This window comes from Nocardiopsis sp. JB363 (assembly GCF_900143625.1).
GTDB lineage: Bacteria > Actinomycetota > Actinomycetes > Streptosporangiales > Streptosporangiaceae > Nocardiopsis.
On the sequence record NZ_FRFF01000199.1, the window covers coordinates 1 to 10,838 of the forward strand.

A 10,838-nucleotide genomic window follows, 5' to 3' on the forward strand; every position below is an offset into this window, starting at 1 on the left:
ATGATACGGCGACCACCGAGATCTACACCTCTCTATTCGTCGGCAGCGTCAGATGAGAATAAGAGACAGGATCAGTTGCCCCCACCACTGCCCGCCGAGCAGATCATCGCGCTCAACAAACCCAAGGCAGACCTGCACACCCACCGCGCCTACACCTGGAACGGCTGGGAGTTCGACGTCCCCCCGGGCGTCTTCATCCCCGGCGCCACCAGCCGGATGATCCACCAACGCGTCCTCGACGACGACATCGACGTGCGAGGACGCGTCTACGCGGCGATGGGCGTCGGGCTCGGCGTGGAGGCGATCGTGGCGGGCCTGCGCGGCGCCGCCCGCGTGCACGCGCTGGACGTCCACCCCGCCAGCGTCGCCGCCACCGAGACCGGATACCACCGGATCGTCGGCAACGATGGGGGCACCGAGTTCCTGCCCCAGGTCAGCGACCTCTTCGCGGGTCTACCCGACGGCACACGTCTGGACACGGTCACCTTCAACCCGCCCGCCGTCAGCCGTCCGGTGAGCGAGGACCCCGACATCGTGCGCAACGTGTGCGCGGGCACCCCCGTCACCGACGCCTTCTTCACCCAACTCGCCGAACGCGACCTCCTCGCACCCGACGGTGCGGTGTACTTCGTCGCCTCCAACACCGCCGACCTGCGCCACATCATCGGCCACGCCACCACCGTCGGCTTCACCGCGAACATCCACCACCTGCACGACTGGAACGACGGGGTCCTCACCTACCTGTTCCGTCTGACCCGGGATCCCGAAACGATCTCCGAAGCCGCCGCGGCCTCCGGAACCGACTCGGCCACCGAAGCCGCCACGACCTCGGAACCCGGCCCGAACGTGGAGGCCGGCCGATGAGAGACCTCGAAGCGCTCAGACAATCCGTCCTGGCCACCCCCGACCTGCCCGTCGCCACCAGCGTCTTCTGGGTCCACCACGGCACCCGCCTGGCCGGCGGCGACGTCACCTACCTCAACCAGTACGTCCTGGTCCGGATCGGCCGGGCCTTCGGCGCGTGCGCGTTCGAGGCCGGCGAACTCGACCCGGCGATCTGCGCCGACCTGTCCGGCCGCCCCCTCACCGACCTCCTCCAAGGGCCCGCACCCATCCGCCTGGCCGCCCTGGACGCCTACCTCGGCCAGGCCACGCCCCACCGCGAGGACCCGCGCGCCGAAGCCGTCACCCTCCCGTACGGCACCCCCGAAGAACGCGCCGTGGCCCGCGACCGCGCCATCGCCGGCCTGCTGCCCGACCCCGAGAACAGACGCGTCGCCCTCATCGGCGTCGTCAATCCGCTCGTCGCCGCCATCCGCGAACGCGGCGGCCAATGCCTGCCCTGCGACCTCAACCTGCGCCGCACCCAATGGGGCGACGAGGTCCACACCGACATGGAGGACGTCCTGGCCAAGGCGGACGCCGTCGTCGCCACCGGCATGACCCTGGGCAACGGCAGCTTCGACCACATCCTGGAACGCTGCCGCGAACGCGACCTCCCCTTCGTGGTCTACGCCCAGAGCGGCAGCGCCGTCGCCCGCGCCTTCCTCGGCTCCGGCGTCACCGCGGTGTCCGCCGAACCCTTCCCGTTCTCCCAGTTCAGCGCAGAACCGACCACTCTCTACCGATATCGCGAGGAGGCCGAGGAGTGACCCTCGGAACCGGACAGGCCACCTGCCACCACGGCGAGATACTCCAGGGGATCTTCCTGGACGGGCGGGGCGAACCCACCCGTGGCCTGGTCACCCTGCCCATGGCCGAACCCGCCACCCGCGCGGTGTTCACCCCGTTCTCCACCCGCGCCCCACGGCGCGTGGTGGTGGACCCGCCCGATCGGGCCAAGGCGGCCCGCGCCGCCGAACTGGCCGTCGCCGAGTGCGTCCGCCGGGGCGACGTCGCCCCGGTCGGGGGCTACCTGAGCGTGCGGGGAGGGGCCGAACCCGGCCTCGGCATGGGCTCGTCCACCAGCGACGTGACCGCCGCCGTGCGCGCGGTCGCCGACGGGCTCGGGGTGGAGCTCGCACCGTCGATCGTGGCGCGGGTGGCGGTGGCCGCCGAGGGTGCCAGCGACCCGGTCATGTTCGGGGAACGGCCGCTGCTGTTCGCGCAGCGTCGCGGCCGGGTCCTGGAGGAGTTGGGCGCGTCGCTGCCCGAACTGGCCGTGGTGGGCTGCCTGACCGGTTCCGGTCAACCCGTCGACACCCTCGCCCTGCGGGGTACCGCACGACCGGGGGACATCGCCGTCTACGAGAGGCTGCGTGCCGCGCTGCGCACCGCGATCAACGAACACGACCCCGCCGGGGTCGGTCGGGTGTGCACCGAGAGCGCCATCCTCAACCAACGGGTGCTGCCCAAGGCCGAACTCGGTGTCCTGCGGGAGACCGCCCGTGCCTGCGGGGCGCTCGGCATCCAGGTGGCGCACAGCGGCAACGTCGCCGGACTCCTCTTCGACGCCGCCGAACCCGGCCCCGAACTGCGTGCCCGCATCGACGCGGCCATCGACCGGCTCGGCTGGGAGGGGCTCACACCCACCCGCGTCTTCTCCACCTCCACGAGAACCCTCAGCACCGGGGAGCGATCTTGGACCACCATGTTTCCGAAGCCATCGCCCGACCTGATCTGATCGACCTGGGCGGCGGCCTGGCCTGCCTGCGCTTCGAGTCGATGAAGGTGGCCTCCGCCCTAGCGGCGGTGCGCCACCTGTTGGAGAGCGGGGTCGTCCGTCCGGGCGACACCCTCATGGACAGCTCCAGCGGCATCTACGCCTACGGGTTGGCGCTGGCCGCCCACCGCTACGGGCTGCGTTGTCACATCATCGGATCCACCACCATCGACCATCCCTTGCGCCTGCAACTGGCCGTGCTCGGCGCGACCCTGGAACAGATGCCGCCCTCCGACGACCTGGGCCTGGACCAGAACCGCAGGGTCCAGCGGGTACGGGAGGTGCTGCGAGAGCACCCCGAATACCACTGGATGCGCCAGTACCACGACGTCATCCACGGGCTGGGGTACCGGGCGGTGGCCGAACAGATCCGCAAGGACGTGGGAGAGGAGCCCCTGACCCTGGTCGGCGGGGTGGGTTCGGGGGCCTCCACGGGGGCGCTCGCCCGCTACCTGCGCGAGGGCGACCCCGCCACCCCACTGGTGGGGGTGCAACCGTTCGGCAGTGTCACCTTCGCCAGCGACCACGTCACCGACCCGCAGATCATCATCGCCGGCATCGGCAGCTCCATCCCGTTCGGCAACGTCGACCACACCCTGTACGACACCCTGCACTGGACCGGGTTCGACGCGGCACTGGCGGGGAGTGTGGACCTGCTGCGCCGGCACGCGATCTTCGCGGGGCTCTCGACCGGAGCCGCCTACCTGGTGGCCCGGTGGGAGGCGCGCACGGGACGAAGACGGGTGGTGTTCGTGTCCGCCGACACCGGGCACCGGTACGTGGACTCGGTGTTCGCCCGCCACGAGGAGGCCCGCCCGGTCGCTGATCTCTCCCCCCGGGAGATCGACGACCCGGCCGGGCTGAAACCGCCCTGGTGCCGGATGGACTGGGACCGCCGCCCGGCCCCCGAACAGGCGGTGCACCGGGAGGGTTGAGCAGGTCGGGCCCCGGGGAGGTGTTCGCTCCCTTCGGGGCCCGAGCCGGTCACCTGTCGGCGGCGTCGGGCCGGCCCGCGTACCCGAGGTGTTCGGCGAAGTGCCGCTCGATGGCTCGCTGGAGCCGGATCGTGTTCTCGGGGTTGGCGAAACCGTGCCCCTCGTCCTCGGCGAGGAGGTACTCGACGGGAACCCCGCGCTCGCGCAGTGAGTCGACGATGCCGTCGGATTCGGAACGCATGACGCGGACATCGTTGGCGCCGTGGGCGACCAAGAGCGGTGTGGTGATCCTGTCGACCCGTGCCATCGGCGAGCGCGCCGATATGTCGGCGGCCTGGGCGGGGTCGTCGGGATCGCCCACGTACGTGAACCAGTTGTTCGTCAGGTGCGGGCGGCTGAACGGTGGCAGGTCGCGCAAGAAGCTCGCCAGGTCGGCGATTCCGACGATGTCGACGGCCGCGGCGAAGCGGTCCGGGGTGGCGGTGACACCGACCAGTGTCGCGTAGCCACCGTAGGACGCGCCCATGATGCCGATCCGATTCGGGTCGGCGTATCCCTGGTCGATCGCCCACGAGACGGCGTCGAGCAGGTCGTCCTGCATCGCACCGGTGAGCTCACCGATCCCGGCGACGGTGTGCCGCCTCCCGTACCCGGTGGAGCCCCGGAAGTTGACCTGCAACACCGCGTAGCCGCGGTTGGCCAGGAACTGTGCCTGCGGGTTGTATCCCCAGACGTCGTGCGTCCATGGACCACCGTGCACGTCCAGCACCAACGGCAGCGCCTTCGGGGCCAGGCCCACGGGAAGGGTGAGGAACCCGTGCAGCGGCAGCCCGTCGCGCGCGGTGAACTCGACCGCGTCCATGGACGCGAGGTCCGCCGGGTCCAGGTGCGGGAAGGGCCGGAACAGGCGACGGCTCCGACCGGTGGCGTGGTCGTAGAACCAGGCGACGCCCGGGTCCCGGTCATGGAGGAAGGTGGCGATCCACCGCTGCCCCGAGTCGTCCGAGGACAACGTGCCGAGGACACCGTCGGACAGGGCCGACAGCCGCGCGTGGATCTCGGCGAACCCGTCGTCGAGCACCTCGATGCTCGGGCGCGGTCCCACGAACCGGGCGGCGAGGACCTCGCCGGTGCCGCGACGGGTGAACACCGTCGGAGGCAGCACACCCGGGGCCAAGCCGCCCATGGTGTCCAGGCTTCGACCCTCCTGCTCGGCGATGACGCTCGTCGCACCGGTCTCACGGTCGATGCGCACCAGCCGCAGGTCGTCGGAGTCGAGGTAGGCGCCGATGACCAGTCCCGTGCCGTCCGGGGTCACCAGCTGTGGATGGACGCCCAACGGATACTCGGCCCCGCCCATGCGCTTCAGTAGCCGGTGCTCTCCCGACACCGGGTCGATGGCCGCGAACTCGATCGTGCCGTCCTCCGTGAGCCGGGAGGAGAACGCCGGTTCGCCCTCGTGGTCCAGCAGCACGCGCTGCGTGGGCTCGGACTGCTCGTGGTGCGGGGTCGTCTCGCCCGTGGCCACGTCGATCCGGAACAGGTCGAGGGCCATCGGACGCTTGTTCATCGTCACGAGCACGCTCCCCGGACGTGCGGGGAAGGACTCGACCGCGAACACCCGGGACCCGGGAGGCAACGGGGTGAGGTCGACGGCCGGCGTGTCCGGGTTCTTCAGGTCCACCCGGTACAGGTGCCAGTCCTCGTTGCCGTCGGTGTCCTGTAGGTACAACAGCCGGCGCGAGTCGTCGGACCAGTGGTACGTCGTGACACCCCGCCGGTCGTCGTGGGTGACGCAGAGGGCCTGGTCGTGGTCCTCGTCGATTCCGCGCACCCAGACGTTGCGCCGTCCGTGCGCCGGTGCGAGGTAGGCCATCCGCGTTCCGTCCGGCGAGATCGTCGGGCCGGCGAAGGCCGGATCGGAGAAGAGCTCCTCGACCTCGACGCGTCGAGGGCGGGGCCGGGGATGGTGATCCGCGGTGGTCATGGGCGTGCTCCTTCGGTGTGGTCGTCGACACCGACATCCCAAACGATGCCCCAAGGGCATGGTCAAGCCCGGGGAGCGCGACCGCGCTGGGGAACCGCCCCGCCTTTGCCGTTCCGGGGCCCGGTGCGGAGAATGGGGCCATGCCGAGCCCGAACTCCCTCCCCTGATGTCCTGGAGCACCCGTGAGCTCGCCGAACTGGCGGGCACGACCATCAAGACCATCCGGCATTACCACGCCATCGACCTGCTGGAGGAGCCCGAGCGCGCCCTGAACGGCTACAAGCGCTATGGCACCGGCCACCTCGTGCGGCTGTTGCAGATCCGGCGGCTGCGGAACCTCGGGATGTCGCTGGCGCGGATCGCCTCGATGGACGGCTCGGAGGACGGGTTCGTCGACACCGTCCGCGCACTCGACGCCGAGCTGGCCGCGTCCATCGAGCGCAGGCAGGCCATCCGCGCCGAGCTCGCCGACCTGCTGCGCCACCACGCGTCGGCGGACGTTCCCCCGGGGTTCGAGGCGGTCGCGTCGCACCTCACCGACGCGGACCGGGCGATGATCATGGTCTCCTCGCAGCTGTTCGTCGAGGAGTTCGTTCAGGACATGCGGGAGATGTCCGCCCGGCATCAGGAAGTGGACGCCGAGTTCAACACTCTGTCCGCGGAGGCCGATGAGGACACCGTGCGGGCGGTCGCCGAGCACCTCGCGCCGGTACTCCGCTCCATCCGTGAGGAGTATCCCTCGGCGGAGGACCCGGGGCCCTTCGCCCTGGGCCGGGAACGGGACGCCATGGAGATCATCACCCGAGCCCTGGCGGACCTGTACAACCCGGCGCAGATCGAGGTGCTGCGCCGGGCCCATCGCCTTCTGGTGGACGACCCCTCGCCGGAAGGGACGGGCAACGATGACCTCTGAGCGCGTGACCGGAGGTCACAGTCCGACCAGAAGATAGGCGAGGGGGCCGGTGATGAGGATGCCCAGGATCACCCGCTGGAACCAGATCACCACGAGCCTGCCCACCGACAGCGGGACCTTCGTGGCCAGCACACAGGGGACCAGGGCGGAGAAGAACACGATGGAGGACACCGACACCACGCCCACCGTCAGGCGCAGCACCAGGTCATCGGAACCGGCGGCCACGGTGGCGGGCAGGAACACCTCGGCGATACCCACCGACAGTGCCTTGGCGGTCAGCTGCGGGTCGGAACTCCCCACCACCCAGGTGAAGGGCACGAACACGTACGAGAGCAGGTCGAAGACGGGGGTGTGCCGGGCCAGGGCGAGGCCGATCGTGCCCACCGACATGATCGACGGCAGGATCGACATGGACATCCGTAGGCCGTCCATGAAGTTGGCGCTGATGTTGCGCGGCAGAGAGGGAGCCGCGCGCAGGGCCGACTTCGCCTCCTCCCAGGCCCGGTGCACGCGCCGGCCGCTCTCGTCCTCCTCCGGCTGTGGGGTCGCTTCCGGGTAGTACTGGTCGGGGACACCGCTCAGCGGGGGAACGCGGACCTGGATCGCGGTGGTGGCGTAGGTGACGAAGAACGTCAGGAAGAAGTAGGTCAGCCAGATGCCCATCAGGTCGAGCGTGTTGGCGATGACCACCATGAACGTCACCGACACCGTGGAGAACCCGACCGCGATGATCGCGGCCTCCCGGCCGGTGTAACGCCCCGACCGGTACACGCGGTCGGTGATGAGCAGACCTAGTGAATAACTGCCCACGAACGAGGCCGCCGCGTCCACCGCGGACCTGCCCGGCACCCGCCACACCGGTCGCATCACCCGCTGGAGCAGCACCCCGACGAACTCCATCAGCCCGTAGCCCACCAGCATGGCGAGGAAGACCGCGCCCACCGGAACGAGCAGACCCACGTTGACGGCCACCGCGTCGAACAGGAACGGCGCCAGGTCCTCGTCCAGCAGCCAGGCCGGACCCAGATCGAAGACCACCATGGACGCGGTGACCAGCCCGACGATGTTGAGCAGCGCGAACACCAGTTTGACGCGGGTGCTCCGCCACTCACCGGTGACGAAGGGGAACACGGTCCCGGCGGCGATGAGCAACAGGATGACGTAGGGAAGCGTCGGTCCGAGTCCGGCCTGGATGAGCCGGACCAGGTGGTCCAGCGGGATGGCGTTCTCCCCGCCGATGGTCAACGGCACGAAGAACATCAGGACGCCGATGGCGCTGTAGACCACCAGACGCCAGATCCCGGGGGTCCTCTGGCCGGTTCGTTGCTCGCTCACCCGTGTTCCTCCTGATCCACCGCCGAACCAACGAATCACGGCAGTGAATCAGGAGGTGACCCGGCCCACACAGGGGTCAACGCCAGGAACCGTCCGAGGTTTCGGACATCAGCCTCGGTTCTGGTCGAACTCGCGCAGGTACTCGGCGAACTTCTCCAGACCGTCGATGTTGCGCGGCCCCGAGATGCCCTCGTTGTAGTCCAGGACGAAGAAGTTCTCCTCCACCACCGCCGGAACCTCGGCCATGGTGGGGGAGGAGGTGAGGAAGTCGATCTTGTCCTCGGCGGGCTGGTCGCCGTAGTCGAGGATGACGATCACCTCGGGCTCGGCCTCCACCACGGACTCCCAGCCCACCTGGGTCCAGCGTTCCTCCAGGTCACCGAAGATGTTCTCGCCGCCGGCATGGGAGATGATGTCGTCGGGCGGAACCTGGTTGCCCGCGGTGAAGGGCTGGTCGGTGCCCGAGTCGTACAGGAACACCGGCACCGCCGCACCTTCGGGCGCCTGTTCGACCACCGATTCCACCCGCGACCGATAGTCGGTCACCAGCTCCTCGGCGCGTTCGGGCACCCCGAAGATCTCGCCCATCCGCTCCAGGTCGGTGTACAGCCCCTCGAAGGGCGTCACCCGCTCGGGATGGCCGGGGTAGTTGAAGCAGGACTCGGTGTGCATGAAGCTCTGGATGCCGAGCCCGTCCAGGATCTCCGGGGTGATGCCGCGCTCGTCGCTGAAACCGGAGTTCCACCCGGCCACGACCATGTCGGCCTCGGCGTCCACGACCAGCTCCCGGTTGAGCAGGTCGTCGCCGAGGAACTCCACGCTCGCGTAGTCGTCGGCCCACGGGGACTCCTCCACCGGCGGATTGGCCGGCGGCATCACGTATCCGCGCACGTGGTCGGCCAGGCCGAGCGCGAACAGCTTGTCGGCGCTGCCCGCCTCGTAGGCCACCACCCGCTCGGGGGTGCGGTACTCGATCTCCTCACCGCAGCGTTGGACGGTGGTGGTGTCCACCGCGGCCTGGGAGGGTTCCTCGACCTGAGCGCCGCAGCCGGCGAGCAGGACCGTGGTCGCGGCCACGGGCAGGAGGGCGGCGCGCCTTCCACGGTGCATCGGTGACCTCTGTGTCGGGTTCATCGGGGGCCTTTCTGAGAGGGGAGCCGGTACAGCAGTTGGGTGTCGCCGGTCAGCGGGTGGGCCACGACGGTGGCCTCCACACCGAAGACCTCGCGCAGGGTGTGTTCGGTCAGGACCTTTTCGGGCGGCCCGGCCGCCACCAGGGAGCCCTCGCCGAGCACCCCGACGACGTCGCAGGCCGCGGCGGCCAGGTTGAGGTCGTGCAGGACCACCAGCACGGTCACGCCCACCTCGCGCAGCAGGGCGAGCAGGTCGAGCTGGTGTCTCACGTCCAGGTGGTTGGTGGGTTCGTCCAGCACCAGGACCCGGGGTTCCTGGACCAGGGCTCGGGCGACCAACACGCGCTGGCGTTCACCCCCGGACAGCTCCAGCACCCCGCGTCCCGCCAGGTGGTCGACCTCCATACGTTCCATGGAGCGGCGGCACAGCTCGCGTTCGCGGGCGCTGAGCGGCTGGTTTCCGCGCAGGTGCGGGGCTCGTCCCAGCGCCACGAGTTCCTCGACGGTGAAGTCGAGGTCGCTGCCGCTGTCCTGGGTCAGGGCGGCCACGTGCCGGGCGGCGTCGCGCAACCCCATCGCGGTGAGGTCGTCCTCGCCCACCAGGACTCGGCCGGTGGAGGGCGCCAGGGCCCGATAGACGCAGCGCAGCGCGGTGGACTTGCCCGACCCGTTGGGTCCGACCAGCCCCACCACCTGACCGGCGGGCACGTCCAGGGTCAGGGCGCGCAGGATCCTTCGCCCGCCCAGATCGACCGAGAGGCCGTCGAGTCGCAGGTCCATCGGCGTCGTCTCCGTTCCCGTCGTCTCCATCAGCGCCCTCCGAACAGGTAGCCGCGGCGGCGCATCAGGACGAGGAAGACCGGAACTCCGATGAGCGCGGTGATCACGCCGAGAGGGAGTTCGCGCGGGGCGACCACCGTCCGGGAGGCCAGGTCGACCCACACCATGAGGACCGCCCCCGCGAGCGGGGCGACGGTCAACACCCGGCGGTGGTCGGCGCCCACGAGGATGCGCACGATGTGCGGGACCACCAGCCCGACGAACCCGATGGCACCGCTGACCGCGACCATCGCCCCGGTCATCACGGCGGTGAGGACGAACAGCCACCGGCGCAGGCGATGGGCGTCCACGCCCAGGCTCGCGGCGGTTTCGTCGCCCAGTGCCATGACGTCGAGCGGCCGGGCCAGACCGCGCAGCAGCACCACACCGATCAGCACGGTGGCGGCCACCACCGGCAGCGAGCCCCAGGTGGCGGCGCCGAAGCCGCCCATGGTCCAGAACAGGACGGTGCTGGTGGCCTCGTTGCTGGGGGCGAGGTAGACGATCACGCTCATGATCGCCTGGAAACCGAAGGACAGCGCCACCCCGGTCAGGACCAGACGCAGCGGGGTGACCCCCGAGCGGCTGTGCGCGATGGCGTACACGAGCAGGGTGGCGGCCAGAGCGCCGACGAACGCCCCGGCGGAGACGGCGTAGACACCCAGCAGGGAGAGTCCGCCGAGCGCGCCGACCAGCACCGCGCCCACGGAGGCGCCGGAGGAGACGCCGAGGATGTAGGGGTCGGCCAGGGCGTTGCGCACCATCGCCTGCACGGCCACACCGACGGCGCCCAATCCGGCGCCGACCACGGCGGCGAGCAGGACGCGGGGTGTGCGGATCTGCCAGACGACCTGGTAGCGGGTGACGTCGTCGGCGGAGATGGTGCCGCCGGTCAGGGCCGCCCACAGGTAGCGGGCCGTCTCGGCGGGTGGGACGACGGCCGAGCCCAGGCCGATGGCCAGGAGCGCGGAGCCGGCCAGGAGCACCGCGAGCACCAGTGCGGTGGTCGCGGTTCCGGCGGGGGTGGTCAGGAAGCGGGCCCGCGTCGGGGGAG

General features: G+C 70.3%; 10 protein-coding genes. 5 read left to right on the top strand and 5 right to left on the bottom strand.

The window, feature by feature from the left end:
- Positions 1-75 precede the first annotated feature (75 nt).
- The 4 genes from BQ8420_RS29930 to BQ8420_RS29945 are packed head-to-tail and all read left to right on the top strand — an operon-like array spanning position 76 to position 3,597.
- Complete coding sequence (locus BQ8420_RS29930; RefSeq protein ID WP_235006566.1) at positions 76-864, top strand: methyltransferase; 789 nt, start codon at positions 76-78, stop codon at positions 862-864.
- On the top strand, positions 861-1,652 hold the full coding sequence (locus BQ8420_RS29935; RefSeq protein WP_087103678.1) for a Rossmann-like domain-containing protein: 792 nt from the start codon (positions 861-863) through the stop codon (positions 1,650-1,652). The genes BQ8420_RS29930 and BQ8420_RS29935 overlap by 4 nt, the downstream gene beginning before the upstream one ends.
- On the top strand, positions 1,649-2,623 hold the full coding sequence (locus tag BQ8420_RS29940; RefSeq protein WP_087103680.1) for a GHMP kinase: 975 nt from the start codon (positions 1,649-1,651) through the stop codon (positions 2,621-2,623). Before BQ8420_RS29935 ends, BQ8420_RS29940 begins: the two co-directional genes overlap by 4 nt.
- Entirely contained in the window at positions 2,581-3,597 is a 1,017-nt protein-coding gene (locus BQ8420_RS29945) for a pyridoxal-phosphate dependent enzyme (protein ID WP_087103692.1), read from the top strand. The genes BQ8420_RS29940 and BQ8420_RS29945 overlap by 43 nt, the downstream gene beginning before the upstream one ends.
- Before the next feature lie 49 nt (positions 3,598-3,646).
- Here the strand turns inward: BQ8420_RS29945 and BQ8420_RS29950 are convergent, their stop codons facing one another.
- Positions 3,647-5,584, bottom strand: a complete 1,938-nt coding sequence (locus BQ8420_RS29950) for a S9 family peptidase (RefSeq protein WP_087103682.1) — start codon at positions 5,582-5,584, stop codon at positions 3,647-3,649.
- Between the two features lie 166 nt (positions 5,585-5,750).
- Between BQ8420_RS29950 and BQ8420_RS29955 the strand changes: the two genes are divergently transcribed.
- Positions 5,751-6,497 (top strand): MerR family transcriptional regulator, encoded by a 747-nt coding sequence (locus BQ8420_RS29955; protein WP_087103684.1) that lies wholly within the window; start codon positions 5,751-5,753, stop codon positions 6,495-6,497.
- A gap of 15 nt (positions 6,498-6,512) precedes the next feature.
- Here the strand turns inward: BQ8420_RS29955 and BQ8420_RS29960 are convergent, their stop codons facing one another.
- The 4 genes from BQ8420_RS29960 to BQ8420_RS29975 form a co-directional block, all read right to left on the bottom strand.
- A complete protein-coding gene (locus tag BQ8420_RS29960) occupies positions 6,513-7,832 on the bottom strand; it encodes a YjiH family protein (RefSeq protein ID WP_087103686.1) in 1,320 nt (439 codons plus the stop codon).
- Between the two features lie 108 nt (positions 7,833-7,940).
- A complete protein-coding gene (locus tag BQ8420_RS29965; RefSeq protein ID WP_235006567.1) occupies positions 7,941-8,942 on the bottom strand; it encodes an ABC transporter substrate-binding protein in 1,002 nt (333 codons plus the stop codon).
- A gap of 20 nt (positions 8,943-8,962) precedes the next feature.
- Positions 8,963-9,745: an ABC transporter ATP-binding protein gene (locus BQ8420_RS29970; RefSeq protein ID WP_087103690.1), complete on the bottom strand. Its 783-nt coding sequence runs from the start codon at positions 9,743-9,745 to the stop codon at positions 8,963-8,965.
- Positions 9,746-9,774: 29 nt separating this feature from the next.
- The coding region (locus BQ8420_RS29975; RefSeq protein WP_235006568.1) for an iron ABC transporter permease at positions 9,775-10,838 on the bottom strand (1,064 nt) is incomplete at its 5' end.

Excerpts from the sequence above, each read along its gene's own strand:
- BQ8420_RS29935 (WP_087103678.1), top strand. The coding sequence starts at position 861 with ATGAGAGACCTCGAAGCGCTCAGACAATCCGTCCTGGCCACCCCCGAC.
- BQ8420_RS29950 (WP_087103682.1), bottom strand. The coding sequence starts at position 5,584 with ATGACCACCGCGGATCACCATCCCCGGCCCCGCCCTCGACGCGTCGAG.
- BQ8420_RS29955 (WP_087103684.1), top strand. The coding sequence starts at position 5,751 with ATGTCCTGGAGCACCCGTGAGCTCGCCGAACTGGCGGGCACGACCATC.
- BQ8420_RS29965 (WP_235006567.1), bottom strand. The coding sequence starts at position 8,942 with ATGCACCGTGGAAGGCGCGCCGCCCTCCTGCCCGTGGCCGCGACCACG.
- BQ8420_RS29970 (WP_087103690.1), bottom strand. The coding sequence starts at position 9,745 with ATGGACCTGCGACTCGACGGCCTCTCGGTCGATCTGGGCGGGCGAAGG.